Source organism: Streptomyces sp. NPDC021020 (assembly GCF_044333285.1).
GTDB lineage: Bacteria > Actinomycetota > Actinomycetes > Streptomycetales > Streptomycetaceae > Actinacidiphila.
Genome location: NZ_JBIRQQ010000006.1, coordinates 89,926 through 106,106, shown reverse-complemented (window position 1 = coordinate 106,106; position 16,181 = coordinate 89,926). Strand labels below are relative to the sequence as shown.

At 74.9% G+C, this 16,181-nt stretch carries 17 protein-coding genes and 1 pseudogene; 6 read left to right on the top strand and 12 right to left on the bottom strand.

All coding sequences use genetic code 11. The features are described 5' to 3' along the window. Window positions 1-199 precede the first annotated feature (199 nt). From ACH4SL_RS19065 to ACH4SL_RS19055, 3 genes and pseudogenes are all read right to left on the bottom strand, one after another. Window positions 200-535 (bottom strand): annotated as a pseudogene (locus ACH4SL_RS19065) (transposase); the annotation flags it as partial. Window positions 536-702: 167 nt separating this feature from the next. Next, the gene (locus tag ACH4SL_RS19060) at window positions 703-1,941 is read right to left on the bottom strand and encodes a metallophosphoesterase (protein ID WP_398446917.1); all 1,239 of its coding nucleotides are present in this window, start codon (window positions 1,939-1,941) and stop codon (window positions 703-705) included. A gap of 69 nt (window positions 1,942-2,010) precedes the next feature. After that, window positions 2,011-2,982, bottom strand: coding sequence for a hypothetical protein (locus ACH4SL_RS19055; RefSeq protein ID WP_398446915.1), 972 nt, complete (start codon window positions 2,980-2,982; stop codon window positions 2,011-2,013). Window positions 2,983-3,029: 47 nt separating this feature from the next. Between ACH4SL_RS19055 and ACH4SL_RS19050 the strand changes: the two genes are divergently transcribed. From ACH4SL_RS19050 to ACH4SL_RS19040, 3 genes are all read left to right on the top strand, one after another. Further along, entirely contained in the window at window positions 3,030-3,614 is a 585-nt protein-coding gene (locus ACH4SL_RS19050; RefSeq protein ID WP_398446913.1) for a TerD family protein, read from the top strand. A 100-nt stretch (window positions 3,615-3,714) separates the two neighbouring features. Further along, window positions 3,715-4,323, top strand: a complete 609-nt coding sequence (locus ACH4SL_RS19045; protein WP_398446911.1) for a hypothetical protein — start codon at window positions 3,715-3,717, stop codon at window positions 4,321-4,323. A gap of 1 nt (window position 4,324) precedes the next feature. Continuing rightward, the gene (locus ACH4SL_RS19040; RefSeq protein ID WP_398446909.1) at window positions 4,325-5,998 is read left to right on the top strand and encodes a hypothetical protein; all 1,674 of its coding nucleotides are present in this window, start codon (window positions 4,325-4,327) and stop codon (window positions 5,996-5,998) included. Between the two features lie 35 nt (window positions 5,999-6,033). Here the strand turns inward: ACH4SL_RS19040 and ACH4SL_RS19035 are convergent, their stop codons facing one another. Then, complete coding sequence (locus ACH4SL_RS19035) at window positions 6,034-6,450, bottom strand: hypothetical protein (protein WP_398446907.1); 417 nt, start codon at window positions 6,448-6,450, stop codon at window positions 6,034-6,036. A gap of 176 nt (window positions 6,451-6,626) precedes the next feature. Here ACH4SL_RS19035 and ACH4SL_RS19030 point away from each other — a divergent pair, with 176 nt between their 5' ends. Then, a complete protein-coding gene (locus ACH4SL_RS19030) occupies window positions 6,627-7,901 on the top strand; it encodes a sensor histidine kinase (protein WP_398446904.1) in 1,275 nt (424 codons plus the stop codon). Further along, window positions 7,886-8,536 (top strand): response regulator, encoded by a 651-nt coding sequence (locus tag ACH4SL_RS19025; protein WP_398446902.1) that lies wholly within the window; start codon window positions 7,886-7,888, stop codon window positions 8,534-8,536. The genes ACH4SL_RS19030 and ACH4SL_RS19025 overlap by 16 nt, the downstream gene beginning before the upstream one ends. 159 nt (window positions 8,537-8,695) lie before the next feature. Here the strand turns inward: ACH4SL_RS19025 and ACH4SL_RS19020 are convergent, their stop codons facing one another. From ACH4SL_RS19020 to ACH4SL_RS19005, 4 genes are all read right to left on the bottom strand, one after another. Beyond that, window positions 8,696-8,917 (bottom strand): hypothetical protein, encoded by a 222-nt coding sequence (locus ACH4SL_RS19020; protein WP_031512513.1) that lies wholly within the window; start codon window positions 8,915-8,917, stop codon window positions 8,696-8,698. 144 nt (window positions 8,918-9,061) lie between these two features. Beyond that, entirely contained in the window at window positions 9,062-10,024 is a 963-nt protein-coding gene (locus ACH4SL_RS19015) for an SMP-30/gluconolactonase/LRE family protein (RefSeq protein WP_398446899.1), read from the bottom strand. Between the two features lie 54 nt (window positions 10,025-10,078). After that, a complete protein-coding gene (locus ACH4SL_RS19010) occupies window positions 10,079-10,978 on the bottom strand; it encodes a helix-turn-helix domain-containing protein (protein WP_398446897.1) in 900 nt (299 codons plus the stop codon). 188 nt (window positions 10,979-11,166) lie between these two features. Further along, window positions 11,167-11,892: an SDR family oxidoreductase gene (locus tag ACH4SL_RS19005; protein ID WP_398446895.1), complete on the bottom strand. Its 726-nt coding sequence runs from the start codon at window positions 11,890-11,892 to the stop codon at window positions 11,167-11,169. Between the two features lie 135 nt (window positions 11,893-12,027). Here ACH4SL_RS19005 and ACH4SL_RS19000 point away from each other — a divergent pair, with 135 nt between their 5' ends. Further along, on the top strand, window positions 12,028-12,876 hold the full coding sequence (locus tag ACH4SL_RS19000) for a LysR family transcriptional regulator (RefSeq protein ID WP_398446893.1): 849 nt from the start codon (window positions 12,028-12,030) through the stop codon (window positions 12,874-12,876). A gap of 16 nt (window positions 12,877-12,892) precedes the next feature. Here the strand turns inward: ACH4SL_RS19000 and ACH4SL_RS18995 are convergent, their stop codons facing one another. The 4 genes from ACH4SL_RS18995 to ACH4SL_RS18980 form a co-directional block, all read right to left on the bottom strand. Next, window positions 12,893-13,744 (bottom strand): PIG-L family deacetylase, encoded by an 852-nt coding sequence (locus ACH4SL_RS18995; protein WP_398446891.1) that lies wholly within the window; start codon window positions 13,742-13,744, stop codon window positions 12,893-12,895. 197 nt (window positions 13,745-13,941) lie between these two features. After that, the gene (locus ACH4SL_RS18990) at window positions 13,942-14,673 is read right to left on the bottom strand and encodes a hypothetical protein (protein WP_398446889.1); all 732 of its coding nucleotides are present in this window, start codon (window positions 14,671-14,673) and stop codon (window positions 13,942-13,944) included. Window positions 14,674-14,769: 96 nt separating this feature from the next. Then, window positions 14,770-15,633, bottom strand: a complete 864-nt coding sequence (locus tag ACH4SL_RS18985; RefSeq protein ID WP_398446887.1) for a hypothetical protein — start codon at window positions 15,631-15,633, stop codon at window positions 14,770-14,772. Beyond that, window positions 15,630-16,175 (bottom strand): RNA polymerase sigma factor, encoded by a 546-nt coding sequence (locus ACH4SL_RS18980; RefSeq protein WP_398446885.1) that lies wholly within the window; start codon window positions 16,173-16,175, stop codon window positions 15,630-15,632. The genes ACH4SL_RS18985 and ACH4SL_RS18980 overlap by 4 nt, the downstream gene beginning before the upstream one ends. Between the last annotated feature and the right edge of the window lie 6 nt (window positions 16,176-16,181).

The following is a 16,181-nucleotide window of genomic DNA, read 5'->3' as shown; positions in this document are numbered from 1 at the left end:
GGTGGTGAGCGGTCTCGAAAGTTTCGGACCGATGTTCGATCGGAGCTGAAAGCTAGCCCCGGCGTTCTGGCGGAGTCAATGACGCTGCACGGCTCGAATTCGACGGATTCGGCGTCTCATTTGGTGGCCGGTGAGGCGGTGTGCGAGGGGCTGTGACGTGGGCGTACGTGCTCGCGCGTCGTCAGCGGTGCCGCGCCGCGGCGCGTGCGGCCACGGCGTCCACCGCGGCGCGGGACCAGGCGAGTTCCGCCCGGGGGCCGGGCGCCTCGCGCAGCAGGGTCCGCAGTTCGTCCCAGACGCGCGACCTGCTCCACTCGGCGAAGCGCCGGTGCGCGGTGGGCCCGGACGGCCCGAAGACCGGGGGCAGTTGGCGCCAGGTGCAGCCGGAGGTGGCCGCGAACACGATCGCGGCCAGCACCTCGCGGTCGCCGTACCGCCGTCGGCCGCCACCCTGCGGCCGGACGGGCGCGGCCGGTGCCACGCGCTGGAAGGCCTGCCACAGCGCGTCCGGCACGAGCCGCTCGACGATCGTCACGCCGCCAGGCTAACCGTCGAACCAAACGAGATGTTTCCGAGGTGTCGCGCCGGTGTTAATTGCCCCTGTTTCGACGGTCGATGGCGAGTGCGAAACTTTCGGACGGGCGGCCGACCGTGGCCGTGCGGAGCGTTCCACGTGGAACAGCCGCAGCCGTCCGCGACCCGTCAGGACGCGTCGGTGCCGCCCGCGCGCAGTGTGAGCACGGTGATCTCGCTCGGCGCGAACACCCGGAAGGGCGGGCCCCAGAAGCCGGTGCCGCGGCTGGTGTAGAGCCGGGTGCGCGTGCCGTGCCGGCTCAGGCCCTGCACCACCGGCTGGTCGATCCGCACCAGGTAGTGGAAGGGCCAGATCTGCCCGCCGTGCGTGTGCCCGGAGACCATGAGGTCGATGCCCGCGGCGGCGGCCTGCCCCACGTACTTGGGCTGGTGGGCGACGAGCAGCACCGGCCGCTCCGGGTCCGCGCCCTCCAGCGCGCCGCTCAGGTTCGCACGGTGCCCGGCCAGGCCCGAGGACTCCGCGGTCACGTCGTCCACGCCCGCGAGCACGAGCGCGTCCCCGCCCCGCTCGACCACGACATGGCGGTTGTGCAGCGGCTCCCAGCCCAGCTCCGCCATGCGGTCCAGCCAGCCCTGGGCCTCGCCGAAGTATTCGTGGTTGCCCGTGACGTAGACCTTCGCGAGCCGCGCCCGTACCGTCCCGAGCGGCGCGGACTGCGCGGTGCGCTGCGCGGGTGTGCCGTCGGCGATGTCCCCGGCGTGCACGACGACGTCCGCGTCGAGCGCGTTGACCGCCTCCGTGACCCGCGCCGACCAGCGGGCCCGGTCGATGGGCCCGTAGTGGGTGTCGGCCAGGACGACGACCCGGGTCCCGTCCAACCCGCCGCCGAGCCGCAGGAGCGGGACGTCCACCCGCCGTATCCGCGGTACGCGCATGGCCTCGTAGTGGCCCCAGGCCAGCAGCACCGCCGCGACCGCCGCGACGCCCAGCGCGATCGCCCGCGCCCGGTCGGCGCCCCCGGTGCCGAGCCCGATCAGCACGAGGTGGACCAGGCCGCCGAGCACCGACCAGGAGAACAGCACCCACACGACCCCGAGCGTGGTGTCCGCGATACGCGAGGCCCGGTCGTTGCGCCGCCGCCCGTGGCCCGCGGCCATCAGGAACGGGAAGGAGACCAGCCCGGCGCCGAAGACGGCCGTGCCCGCGACGAAGACCGGCAGCGGCCAGCCCGTGCCGAAGGCGAACAGCGTCGCCCACGGCAGCGCGAACAGCAGCCCCAGCACGGACAGCACCACCGGCAGCCCCAACCGCCGCCGCCGCGCCCGCCGCCCTCCGTCGTCCGCGGGCTCCGCCCGTTCGTCCTCGCGCTCCGCCCCCGCCACCCGGACCGACTCGCTCTCCGCCACTGCCCCGCCCTCGCCTCCGCCGCCCTGCCGTCCTCCCCATCATCCGCCACCCGCCCGGCAGGGGGGCGTTCAGAGCACCAGGCGTGCCACCGGCGTCGTCGGCCCGGCCCGCCCGCGCGACCACAACTCGGCGTCGGTCGCCGGACGGGCCGCCAGGATCTCCCGCCGCAGCGCCGCCCGGTGCGCGGCCGCGTCGCCTCCCGGCTGTGTGCCGCCGGTGAGGGTGACGGTCACGCCGTCCCGCTGGAGCACGTACCCCACGGCCTCCCGCTCCGTCCCGCGGAACCACAGCCCCGCGCCCTCCACGACGCACGGCGGTGTCACCTCGCCGGCCGCGTCGCCGTCGCCCGTCAGCAGCGGACCGCACGGGTCGGCCCTGCCGGGCGTGACCGTCTCGGCGCCCACCCACGCGTCCGAGCCGCCGACCGGGACGGTGAACATCGCCGTGAGCCGTGTGCCGTCCCAGCGGTACGGCTCCTGCGCCGCCCCCGGCAGCACCACCACCTGGGCGAGCGCGCGGGACGGGATGCCGTTGGCCTTCAGCCACTCGTGCGCCGCGACGTGCTGCTGCACCTCCCGCACCGGCCACGCGAGCGCGTACAGCGCCAGCAGCCCGCAGAGCGCTCCCAGCACCGCCGCGCGCGACCGTACGAGCGCCCCCCACCCCACGCACAGGGCGGGCAGGCAGTACAGGGCGCAGCTCAACACGCCCCAGCGGAAGGGGAGGAGCAGCGCGAGCAGCAGGGTCGCCGCCGTGTTCGCGAGGAGCAGGGGGAGGAGGAGGGGCCGCACGTCGCGGTGCCCGGCGCGGCGGACGGCGTGGACGGCGAGCAGCATCGGGGCCGCCGCCACCAGCAGCCCCGCGCCCACGACGAGCACCGCGCCGAACGTGCCGAACGGCCAGCCGCCGACGCGGCCGAGCCCCGCCATGGACCCGGTGACCGGGAGTGCCGAGCCCAGCCCGCCCGCGAGGCCCAGGGCGGGCAGGGCGGCCCAGCGGGCGGGGCGGGGGTGCCGGGTGGAGGACAAGGTGGGGAGCACCAGGCACACTTCACATGGCGCAGTGCCAATCGACAAGGGGATCGAGCATGATCACGCTGAAGAAGGACGACGAGCCCGCGGACCTGGGCGGTGTCACCCACCTGTCCATCGGGGTTTCCTGGGACCCCAGTGCCGGGAGCAGCGGCGGGCTGATGGGGAAGATCCGGCAGAAGAGCGGTACCGACCTCGACCTGATCGCGATAGCGATGGCGGGCGCCGAGCCGGTGCGGCTGGCCGGGCTGGACTCCCTCGACCCCTTCGGCAACGGCGCGCTGGTGCACAGCGGCGACAACCAGACGGGGCGCGGCGACGGCGACGACGAGACCGTGACCGTCGTGCTCGACAAGGTGCCGGACGCCATCACGTCCATCGTCTTCGTCGCCGCCGCCTACAAGAAGCGCAGCGCCTTCCAGAATGCCCGCAACATCAGCTTCAAGGTCTACGACGCGACGGGCGGCAGCGCCCAACAGGTCGCCGACATCTGGCCGAGCCTGCTCACCACGGACAACGGCTGCGCGGTGGCCAAGGCGACCCGCGAGGGCAGCGTCTGGAAACTCCAGGTGATCAACGAGACCGGGAAGATCAAGCAGGGGGACGAGCAGGCGCTGATGCGCTTCGCGATGAGCAAGTAGATGGGCAAGTAGCGGTGCCGGCCGCGGCGTAGGGGCCCGCCCGTCCTCGGGCCCCTACCGCCGGATCCCGCGGGCGGCGCGCCCCCGTAGGCTCCGGGCCATGGCCCTGCGACCCGACGAATTCCACGCCCGCGCGCTCGCCGCCGCGGACGCCGAGGCCCGGCTCCCGCTGTCCCGTATGACGGGATGGGACATCAGCCCGTTCGAGCCGGAAGGGCTGCGCGTCTCGCCGCTGCGCCCGCCCGTGCTGCCCGAGCCGCCCCGGCACGGCGAGGACCCGGCGGACTGCGGCTCCTGCCGCGCGCGGGACGAGGGGATCTGGCGCGACGACCGCTGGCGGCTCACCCGCATCGAGAAGGTCGGCGTCCCCCTGGTGCTGATGCTGCACCCGCGCGACCACCACGACCTCGCCGACCTCCCCGACACCCTGGCGGCGGAACTCGGCGTGCTCACCACCCACATCGCCCGCCACGTCCAGGCCCTCGCGCACATCGCCCGCGCCCACGTCTACCGCATCGGCGACGGCGGCGCCCACCTGCACATCTGGTTCTTCGCCCGCCCCGAGGGCCAGGCCCAGCTCTACGGCTCCTGGCTGCCGGTCTGGGACGACCTGCTGCCCGAATACCCCGAGGACACCGCGGCCGCGGACGCGGCGGTCGTGGCGGACGCCCTCGTCGCCTCCTACGGCGGCCACCGCCCGGCGGCGTGACGTGACCGACGGGAGCGGGGACGCCCCCGCGCCGCTGACCGTCAGCCGTGTCCTGGGCGACACGCCCTTCGCCCCCGTGGGCAGGCCCACGGCCGTGGCGTCCGACCCGGCGCGGGGCGTCGTCGTGGTCGGCGGGAGTCTCGGGGCGCTGCAGTGGCCGGGGTGGCTGGTCGGCGGCAGGACGGCGCAGCACCGCGTCGGGGTCTTCCCGCCCGACGGCGCGCGCTGCCTGGCGATCCGGCCCTCGCGGTGGCCGGTCAACGCCGTCGCCCTCCACCCGCGGCTTCCGCTGGCCGCTGTCGGGACGGGCAGTTACGACGGCGGGTACGCCTTCGAGGGCGAGCTGATCCTGCTCGACCTGCGCTCGGGCGACTCCGTGTCCGTCCTGCGGTACGGGCGGGAGATCCGCACCCTGAGCTGGTGCGGCGACGACACGCTCGACGTCGTGGCGTCCCCGTTCACCGACTACGAGGACGCCGGGGCCCACACCCACGGCCACGCCTTCAGCCTCACCTGCGACGACTGGACGTCGGTGCCGGAGCGGGGCTTCACCGTCGCGGAGCAGACCGGCCCGCGCGTGCCGTGCGCCCTCCCGGACGACACGTCAGGGGCGGAGCAAGAGCTCGCCGGGATCTGCGCGGCAGCGGGTGTGCGGTGGAGCACGCGCCGCCTGGTGTGGGCGGTGGAGCCGCACGCGGCCCACGGCGAGGGAAGCGTGGTCGCCGCGCTGGACGGGGTCGCGGCGGAGTCGTGGACGCCCGCCGGGACGCGCGCCTGGTCGGTGCCCGACGACGTCGGCGGCCGTCAGCTGCACCCGGCGCCGGACGGCCGCTCGGTGTGGGTCGCGGCGCCGCAGCACGCGGTATGGACGAACCGCAGGTGGCAGTGGCTGCCCACGCGCGTCGAGCGGCTGTCCCTGGCGGACGGCGCGGTCCTCGACACCCTCGACACGACGGGCACCTCCGTGCTGACCGGCAGCACGGAGGGGTGGTTCGCGCTGCGCGACGCGGAGCCCGGCGGCACGGCGAACCACGGGCCCGCCCAGGTGTTCGCCGCCGGGCGGAGCGGCGCGCCCGTGGGCGACCTCCGGCTGAGCGGCTACGACAGCGTGAACCACTACTTCGCCGTCCGCCGCAGCCCGCACCTGCTCTTCCTCAGCGGCAGCGGTAAGCACCACCACCTCGACAAGCATGTCGTCGTCGCGGAACCGGCCGCCGGAGGGCAGGGCTGGTCCGTCCGGACGCTCTTCCCCCTGGAGTGGCAGACCGACCGCCCCCGGCACCTCTTCGGCGGCCCGGGCGCGTACCTCCACGACGGCCTCGGCGCCGCCGTCGTCCACGCGGGCGCCGTCCACGACGGCCACGGGCTCCTCCCCGGCAACGCGTTCGTCGTCCGCCGCCGCCTTCCCGACGGCGCCCCGGCGTGGGTGTTCACCGCCGACCACGCCCCCACCGCCGTGGACACCGACGGCCCGACCGTCTACGCGGCCTTCACCGACGGGGAGGTCGTCGCCCTGGAGTCCCTCACGGGCCGCGTGCGGTGGCGCCACCACCTCGCGGTGGACGGCGTCGCCACGGTCGCCCTGTCCCTGGCCGCCATGCCCACGGGCTCGCTGCTGCTGGGCACATGGGACGGCCGCATCCTCGACTGCCGCGCCGCGCCCGCCCCCGCCTGAGGCGGAAGCGGGCGCGGCGCGCGGGTCCCCGGGCGTCAGCTCTTCGGGAAGGCCTCCCGCAGCGCCGCCCCGCGGGTGAGGACGGCGACGGCGGCGAGGGACAGGGCGGACAGGCCCTGGAGGACGGCGTACCAGGCGGGGCACAGGCCGGGGACGAGGTCGACGGCGACGATCGCGACCGGCATCGTCGTCGCGAGCGTCCGGAGGCGGTCGAAGGCCCGCGGGGAGCCCTCCGCCGCCTTGGCCGTGTAGCGCAGGAGCAGCGGGGTGGCCGCGAGCAGGACGGCGCCGCGGATCCACAGGAAGGCGGTGGTGTGGTGGCCGGTGGCGGCCATGACCGCGACCGTCGCGAGGACGATCGCGCCGACCGCGCCGAAGAGGGTGACGTACGTGCGGGCGGTGTCGAAAGCCTCGTCGGTGCGGGCGGCCTGGGTCGTGGTGGTGTGCGCCATGGTGGGTCTCCTCCGTCGTCGTGGTGCATCCCACGCTAGAAAGCGCCTGGTCGGCGCGGTATGGGCCTGGCCCCACAGGGGGGTGGGGCTGGACCCACTCCGCGGCCGGACGGGGCGGACGCGGGGCCCGGAGCGCGCACAGTGGGAGCATCGGAGCGCGAGCGGAGGAGCAGGGGATGCGGAAGACACGTGCGTGGGCGGTACGTGCCGGGGTGGGGTTCTGGCGGGCGTGCGCGGTCGCGGCCGTCTGCCTGCTGATACCGGCGGTGTGGGGCGGCGCGGTCGCGCTGGGGATCTGGTGGGGCGCGGCGAACCCGTGGTCGTGGGTCGCGCCCGTGCTGGTCGTGGCGGCGGCCACGCCCCTCCTGGCCCGCCCCGTCTGCCAAGCCGTACGTGCCCTCGTCGGCCGCTGGACGGGCACGGTCGTCCCGTCCGGCTACCGGCAGGCCGGGCCGGTGACGCTGCTGGCCACCGGCTACTGGTGGAACGGCTTCTCCTACGAGCGCACCCGCCGCGACGCCCTCATGGACCAGAAGCTGCGGGTCCGCTGGCGCGACCCGGCGAACTGGCGCGACCTGCGGTTCACCGCCGTCGCGCCCTTCACCGCGGGCCTGGCCGCGGTGGTCCCGCCGGGGTGCGCGGCGCTCGCGGTGCTGGGGCTCGTACAGCCGCAGTCCGGGGCGCGGCTGGCGGGGGCGGCCGCCGCGGTCGTGGCCGTCGCCGCCGCCCCGTACGCCTGGCGGCTCGCCGGGCCGGTGGCCGTGCGCTTCCTGGGGCCCTCGCCCGCGATGGCCCTCGCGGACCGGGTGGCGGAGCTGACCGCGCAGCGGGCGGACGTGACGATCGCGCAGGCCGCCGAGATCCGCCGCATCGAACGCGACCTGCACGACGGGGCGCAGGCCCGGCTCGTCGCGCTCGGCCTCTCGCTGGCCACGGCCCAGCGGCTGCTGGACTCCGACCCCGACCGGGCCAGGGCGCTGATGCGCGACGCCCAGGCGGGTGCCGCGGCCTCGCTCGCCGAGCTGCGGGAGCTGGTCCGGGGCATCGCCCCGCCGGTGCTGAGCGAGCGCGGGCTCGTCGACGCAGTCCGCGCGCTGGCCCTGGACCTGCCCCTCGACACGACGGTCGACGCGGAGGATCCCGTGGACGGGGCGCCGCTGCGCCTGGACCCGCCCATCGAGGCGGCCGTCTACTTCGGGGTCGCCGAGCTGCTCACCAACGCGGCGAAGCACGCGCGGGCGACCCGGGCGCGTATTACCCTCGCCCGCACCGCGGCCGGCCTCGTCGTCGAGGTCCACGACGACGGCCGCGGCGGCGCCGAGGCCCGCCCCGACGGCGGCCTCGCGGGGCTGCGCCGCAGGCTCGCCGCCTTCGACGGCACCCTGGAGGTCACCAGCCCCGCCGGCGGCCCGACCCGGGCCGTCATGATGGTGCCATGCGAATCCTGGTAGCCGAGGACCTCTACCTGCTGCGCGACGGCCTGGTCCGGCTGATCGAGGCCTGCGGCCACGAGGTCGTCGCGCAGGCGGCCACCGGCCCGGAGACCCTCGACGCGCTGCGCACCGCGCGCCCCGACGTGTCCGTCATCGACGTCCGGATGCCGCCGACGCAGTCCGACGAGGGCCTGCGCGCGGCCCTCACCGCCCGCCGCGAGATACCCGGGCTGCCGGTCCTGATCCTCTCCCAGCACGTCGAGCAGCTCTACGCCCGCGAGCTGCTCGCCGACGGCTCCGGCGGCGTCGGCTACCTGCTCAAGGAGAGCGTCTTCGACGCCGACCAGTTCCTCGACGCCCTCGAACGCGTCGCGGCCGGCGGAACCGCCATGGACCCGGCGGTCATCGCCAAGCTGCTGTCGGCCGGCACCCCCGGCGGCGCGCTGGACCGCCTCACCGAACGCGAGCACGCCGTCCTGGGCCTCATGGCCGAGGGCCTGTCCAACCAGGCGATCGGCCGCCGCCTCTTCCTCAGCGAGAGCGCGGTGAGCAAATACACCACGTCGATGTTCGGCAAGCTCGGCATCCTCGACGACGACGACACCAACCGCCGCGTCCGCGCCGTCCTCACGTACCTGAACTCACGCACCTGAGCGCATCTGAGCGCACCTGAGCCACCTGCACGCACCACCACCGCGCCACCCACCGCGCGAGCGCCCGGGACAGGTCGGTCCGGGCGCCCGGCGGTCCGGTGGCGCGGTGGTGCGTGGCGGTCGGGGTGGCGGTAACGGTCGGGTGGACGGTGGGACGGTCTAGAGCTTGGTCATCTTGGTGTACGGGCTCGGGATCCGCATGCGGGCCGAGCCGAAATCCACCAGCGCTGCGACTCCCTCCTCGGTGTCGATCACTCGGCCGAGGCCGTACATGTCATGTGTGACCTGGTCGCCCACGGCGAAGTGCTTGGCGGTGGGCACCACCGGGGCCTTGAAGGGACTGGTGGGCAGGTGGCGCTTGGGTACATCGGACTTTGTCATTGGTGCCAGTGTGCACCCGCGGGAGCCATGTCCGCCCCGTCCGTCCACGTCAGACCCTCGTTTCCGGCAGCTCCGGGCCGCCCGGAGGGCGCGATCGGCGGTGCCCGCGCAGGGAAATCCCCCGCTCGTGGAGCTGCCGCCGCTTCAGCCGTCGAAGCGGGCGAGGACCAGGGTCGGATCCGGCCGGGCGGAGAGGTAGGCGGCGCTCAGCACGTAGACGGTGTCGCCGCGCAGGGCGACGGAGGTCGGGTTCTGCAGGCCGTCGGCCGCGGTCAGGACGACGGAGTGGCTGCCGTCGGAGCGGACGAGCGCGACCTCGCTCGACCCGTTGAGCGCGGCCAGCAGTTCGTCGCCGCGGCCGGTGAAGGCGAAGTCGTCGATCCCGGCGAGGCCCGTGGCCCGGGTGCCGACCACTCCGGCGCGCCCGCCGGGGAGGACGGGGATGCGCAGGACGGTGCCCTTGTCGAGGTTGGTGACCCACAGGGCGCCGCCGCGGATCCGCAGGCCGTTGGCGCCGAGGAAGCCGGTGGAGGCCAGTTCGGGAGCGGTGGACCAGGCGGTGGGGGTGCCGCCCGCGGCCGGGACGCTCCAGATCGTGCCGAGTACGGAGTCGGTGACGTAGAGGGTGCCGGTGCGCGGGTCCAGGGCCAGGCCGTTGGGCAGCCCGTTCGCGGGCAGCGCCGCGATCCGCTGCGGCCGCCCGCCGGGGCGCAGCCGCCACACGCCGGTGAGGTCGGCGGTGCCGGTGGCGTACAGGAAGTACAGGGTGCCGTCGTGGGCGCGGACGACGCCGACGGTCAGCGGGAAGTTCAGGACGGGGGTGCGGACACCGCCGTCGGCGGGCTCGGGCAGCGTGGCGAGGATCCGGACGGCGCCCCTGGGGGAGATCGCCGCGAGCTGCCGGGCCTTGGCGAAGGTGACGTACGCGGTCCCGTCCGGCCCCATCGCGACGTTCTCCGGCGTCCGCCCCGCGTCCGCGTCGAAGTGCTCGGCGATCCGCACGTGGCTCAGCGGCGCCGGGGCGGCCGAGGCGGGGACGGCCGCGGGGGCGGCTGCCGCGAGCACGAGGCCCGCTGTCAGGGCGGAGCGGAGGAGGTTCCTGGACATGTTCTGTCTCCTGCTTGAGAGAGGTGCTTCAGGGATGCGCTTCGGGGATGTGCGTCAGGGCTTCACGGGCTGCCGGGCCGGCCGCGAGGGGTCGGCGGGGAGGCCGGGCCGTGCGGTGGCCTGGACGAGCAGGGCCAGTGCCGCGCGGGAGGGCGAGCCGGGTGCGGTGGTCGCGACGACGACGGCGGGGCCCGGGCCGCTGCTCAGGGTCTGCTGCGTGACGGTCAGCGGACCGACGAGCGGATGGCGCATCTCGTAGTCGGCGACGGTGCACGCCTTGATCCGGTGGTCGGCCCACAGCGAGGCGAAATCCCCGCTCCTCGACGACAGTTCGCCCACCAGCGTGTGCAGGGCCGCGTCCTGCGGGTGCTGCCCGGCCGCCAGGCGCAGGCTCCCGACCACCGCCCTGGCCTTGCCCGGCCAGTCCGCGTACAGCTCGCGGACGTGGGGGTCGAGGAACACCAGCCTGGCCATGTTGGGGCGCTGCCCCGGCTGTTCCGGGGCTCCCGGGTCCAGATGCCCGGCGAACAGCGCGTGGCCCTGGACGTTCCAGGCCAGCACATCGCTGCGCCGGCCCAGCACGATCGCGGGGACGTCCCCGAGCACGTCCAGCAACTGCCGGGTCGGCTCCGGTACGCGTTCCGGCGCGGGCCGCCGGCCGCGGGCGCGCCGCCTTCCCGCACCGGCCAGGTCGTGCAGATACCGCCGCTCGGACTCGTCCAGCAGCAGCGCCCGCGCGAGCGCGTCCAGCACCTCGGGCGACGCGCTCGGCGACTCCCCCTGCTCCAGCCGTGTGTAGTACGAGGCGCTCACCCCGGCGAGCAGCGCGATCTCCTCGCGCCGCAGGCCGGGTACGCGCCGCCGCTCGCCGTAGGTGGGCACCCCGACGTCCTGCGGGCGCAGTTGCGAGCGGCGGGCGTGCAGGAAGTCACCGAGAGGCGTTTTCGCGGTCATGGTCCGAGTGTGGAACGGACCGGCGTCCGTAGCCTGCCCCGGCCAGGGGTACCCACGGCGGGCCGTCCGCCTGCGGTGGGCCGAAGATCACACCGTTGCGGCGTCGTGCATCCGGCGTCGTGCATCTGAACGTCGTGCATCCGACGTCGGGCAAGAGATTCCCTCGCGTCCTCAGCCCCGGGCCCGGGTCACCACGGCACCACCCCGTCCTCGTCGAAGAACGCGCCGGTCGGGCCGTCGTCGGGGAGGGACGCCAGCCGGATCGCGATCGCCGCGCCCTGTTCGGGGGTGCGCACGCCGCGGAAGCCGTTGAGGTCGGTGGCGCAGTAGCCGGGGCAGGCGGCGTTGACCAGGATGTTCGTGTCCCGCAGCTCCTTGGCGTATTGGACGGTCAGGGCGTTGAGGAACGTCTTGGACGGTGCGTACGCCGCGGAGATCGGCCCCGTGTCGGGGCCGGGGGAGGTCTGCCGTGTGAGGGAGCCGACGCTGCTGGACATGTTGACGATCCGCGGGGACGCGGAAAGGCGCAGCAGCGGCAGCAGCGCGTTGGTCACGCGCAGGACGCCGATCACGTTGGTCTCCACGGCCGCCCGTACGGCCGAGGGATCGACCGTGGTGGGCATCTGCGGCATGCCGCCGGTCACCCCGGCGTTGTTGACCAGGACGTCGAGGCGGCCGGCGCGCTCCTCCAGCAGCAGCGCGGCGGCCGCCACGCTCGCGTCGTCCGTCACGTCGAGCGGTACGCCGAACGCGTCCGCCCCGCCCGCCCGCAGCTCGCGCACGGCGGCGTCCCGGCGCGCCTCGTCCCGGGCGCCGACGCCGACGCTCCAGCCGAGGGCGCCCAGCCCCGCGGCGATCTCGTACCCGATTCCCTTGTTCGCGCCGGTGACCAGCGCGATCGTCTGTCCGCTCATGCGGTCCATCGTGTCCCGCACCCCCGCGGCGCGGCCAACACCGTCTGGGTAAGCGGCGATACCTCCCCGGTATCGGACCAGCTCACCGCGGCGGTTCCCGGCGGCGCAGGGGAGGCGTCGGGTAGTTTGGGCGGCATGGAGACGAGGGAGCTGCGGTACTTCGTCGCCGTCGCCGAGGAGCTGCACTTCGGGCGGGCGGCCCAGCGGCTCGGGATCGCCCAGCCCCCGCTGTCGCGGGCGATCCAGCAGCTCGAACGCCGGATCGGCGCCCCGCTGCTGGAACGCGGCAGCCGCGGTGTGACCCTGACCGAGGCCGGATCGGTGCTGCTGCGGGAAGGGCAGGCGGCCCTCGACGCGGTCGACGCCGCCGAGCGCCGGACGCGCCGCGCCGCTCTCGCGCCGACCGGCAGCCCCGGCCTGGTCCTCGTCGTGAAGGCCGGGGCGACGGGCGAGCTGCTGGCGAAGCTGCTGGACGCCTACGCGGCCGAGCCCGACGCGGTCGCCGTCGACGTGATGCTGTGCGGGATCGGCGAGCAGGAGCGGCTGCTGCGGGACGGGCGGGCCGATGTGGCGCTGCTGCACCGCCCGTTCGACTCGACGGCCGGGTTCGACACGGAGGAGCTGCACGCGCAGGGGCAGGTCGTGGTCCTCCCGGCCGGGCACCCCCTCACCGGCCGCGCGCAGGTCCGGATGTCCGACGTCGCCGCGCTGCCGGGCCTGCCGATGCCCCGCTGGCCGGACCTCGACGGCACCTTCCCCGACGGCCCCGGCCCGGCGGTGCACAGCCACACGCAGCTGCTCCAGCTGATCGCGCTCGGCCGGGCGTCGGCGATCCTGCCGGAGTCGGTGCGCCCCGAGCTGCGGGACGGCCTCGCCGCCGTCCCCGTGGCGGACGCGCCGACGGTGACGACGGTGATCGCCTGGCCGCCCCACAGCCGCTCACGGGCGGTCGCCGCGCTCGTCCGGACCGCCACCCGCCTGTGAGGCCCCGGGCCCGGGGTCAGCGCAGTCCGGCGAAGAGGTCGTTCTCGGGCACGGCCGCGCCGGTGGTGTCCCGGACGCGGACGAAGGTCTCCACGCCCATCAGCTCGCCGAAGCGCTCCTTGCCCATCTTGAGGAAGAAGATGTTCTCGCCCTGACTGGCGTGCGCGGCCAGCGCGTCGAACTTCTGGCCGCTGAAGGCGGTGGTGTCCACCCAGGTGGTGATCTCGTCGTCGGGGAGGCCGATCTCGGCCATCGTGACGGTCTCGGCGGTGTCGGCGGCCTCGGCGGGCTCCGGCTCGGGCATGTCCGCGCCGAATTCGCGCATGGCCTCGCCGAAGCGCTGCATCATCGAGCGGGGCGCCGTCGTCCAGTACACCTTCGGCGTCAGGTCGGTCAGCTCCAGCGCCGCCATCGTGATGCGGTGGGCCTGGATGTGGTCGGGGTGGCCGTAGAAGCCGTTCTGGTCGTAGGTGACGACCACGTCGGGCCGGTAGTGCCGCATGAGTTCCGCGAGCCGGGCGGCGCCCTCCTCGACCGGGGTCCGCCAGAAGGACCCGGGGGCGTCGTTGGTGGCCCAGCCCATCATCCCGGAGTCGGCGTAGTCGAGCATCTCCAGGTCGCTGATCTTCAGGACGTCGCAGCTCGCTTCGAGTTCGTGCCGGCGCATCACGGCGACGGCCGCGGGATCGTGTCCGGGCTCGCCGGGCTTGACGCCGTCCGGTCCGTCACCGCAACCGCCGTCGGTACAGGTCACGAGAACCGTGCGGATCCCCTCCGCCGCGTACCGCGCGAGGATTCCCCCGGTCCCGGTGGCCTCGTCGTCGGGGTGGGCGTGCACAGCCATGAGGGTCAAGGGCCGGTCGGTCATGGAACAGTCCTCCTGCGGAAGGCGTCTCGATCCGTCATGCGTCGCGGGCGTACCACGATGCCGGATCCCGGGGCTCGGCGGGACGGGCGACCCTGCGGCTGCGTGTCTCCCGCCCGTGCGGGCGCCGGCCCCCCGTCCATCCAACCGCGCCGACCGGACCGGCTGTTCCCGGCCCGGCGTGGCGCGGGGCTGCAGGATCAGGAGGGGAGCCGGTTCAGGGCCGCGGTGGCGATGCCCTTGACGTAGTCGGGGGCGTCCGTGGGCTGGCCGGTCAGCTCGACGACGGCGACCCGGGTGCCGCTGCGCAGCACGGCGACGCCGCCGGTGACGGCGCCGTCGCCGCTGAAGGCCGGGTACCAGTGGCCGGTACCGCCGTTGACGGTGAGGTTGTGGGCCGCTCCGTAGTACCAGTGCCCGGCCGGCTCGTCCTGGCAGTCCTGCACCAGCGCGTCGAGCCGCTTGGCGTAGGCACTCGCCGACGCGCTGGTGGCGGCGTCCGCGGCCGACTCGGTCAGCAGGCTCTCGGTGCCGAAGGTCCAGGTCACCGACGCGTACCCGGTGGCCTTGCCCTTGGTCAGGTCACGCATCGTCTCCTGGCCCGAGCACGCGGAGAGCGCCTGGCGCCCGGCCAGTTCCACGGTCGCGCCGACCGGGTCGAGGCCCTGCTGGAAGAAGTCCTCGCTCTGGAAGAGGGCGGCGGAGCCGAGGCCGGGCGCGGCGACCGCGGCCGCGGCGGGGCGGGCGGCGACGGGCTGGGCGGCCGCGGTCTTGTGCGCGGTGTTGTGCGCGGTGTTGTGCGCGGCCCCGTCCGCGGTGGCCGACTGGACGCTCACGACGCCGACCGTGACGAGTGCGGCGGTGAGGCAGAGCGCGGCGGCGACACGGTTGCGGCGGACGGAGGTGCGGCGGACTGCCTGGTTCTCGGACATCTTGGTCTCCCTGCTGGTCGGGACGCCCACTGCGTCCTCGTACAACCGGGGAGATGACGCCGGGGGAGGGAAATGTTGGAGCCCTCACCCGCTGTTTCACAGCTGTGACAGAGCGGTCCTGACGATGCGGGTCATCGCGTCCGTGCCCAGGCACGCGTCGACCTCCAGCACCCCGTAGTGGGTGCCGCTGCGGAGCACGGCGATGCCGCCGCAGGGCTCGACGCCCTCGGGCGCCTCGCCGGTGGTGTTGAAGGATCCCTGGTAGGAGCCCATCCAGCTCGCGCTGACGTCGGGGGCGAGGTCCAGCGTCGTGGTCTTGCCGTAGACCCAGTGGCCGGGGGCTTCGTCCTGGCAGGGCACCTCCTCCAGCAGCAGGCGCTGGGTGAAGTTCTGCGCGAGGGCGGCGGTCTCGGCCTCGGCGGCGACCTCGTGGGCGACCTGGCCGCCGGGGTCCGTCACGAGGGTGGAGTCGTCCGGATCGGTGCGGGTGCCGGTCGTCAGCTCGCGGAAGTGGGCGCCGGGGCCGCCCAGCGTCTCGGTGAGCGTCTTCTCCCCGGCGCAGGCCGCGTTGGCGTACGCGCCGTCGCCGTAGCGGTCCTTGGCGTGGACCTTCGCGGTGATGCCGACCGTGCGGAAGGCCGCGGGGTCGAGCAGGTTGGCGGTCGTCACCGGCCCGGAGGCGGCTTTCGGCGGGGCGGACGTGGGGCCGGAGGCCGAGGGGGACGCGCTTTTGCTCGCGAGGGCCGCGGCGGACGCGCTTCTGCTCGTGGGGGCCGCGGCTGCCGGGTGCGCGCTGCCGGCGGGCGGTGGCAGGACGAAGCGGCCGGTCGCCAGGCCGCACACAGCGGCCACCACCACGGCGGCGACGGCGGATCGGCGCCGGACGGCGGCGCGGGGCTCGGCAGCGGCGCGGAGCCTGGAGGCGGTCCGGTCGTCCCCCGCCGCAGGGTCGCCGCTCACAGACCGCCGGCCAAGCGCTCGCGCATGAAGCGCCGCGCCTGGTGGATACGGTCCTTGACCGTGCCCAGCGGCGCGTCCAGCTGGTCGGCCACCTGCACATAGGTCAGGTCGCCCAGGTCGCGCAGCACGAAGGACTCCACCAGGGTGGGGTGCTGCTGCTCCAGCGCGGTGAGCGCCTCCATCAGGTCGAGCCGGGTCCCGGCGATGACGCTGGTGCTCCGCGGGTCCACGGACTCGGGCAGCTCGGCGTGGCTGTCCTCGGCCCGCCGGCGCATCGAGCGGTACGTGGACCGGGCGGCGTTGGACGCGATCACCGTGACCCAGCCCAGGAAGGAGCCCCGGCCGCCGTACTCGCCCAGGTGCGTACTGATGGAGAGCAGCGCGTCCTGCGCGGCCTCCTCGGCGTCGGCGTGGTGCGGCAGGAAACGGGAGCAGCGGCGCAGCACCACCGGCCGCAGCTTGGCCAGCAGGTACTCCATCGCCCCCGGGTCACCCGCCTGGGCAGCCGCCACGAGCCGTTCCAGCTCGCCTTCCTCGAACACCCGGAG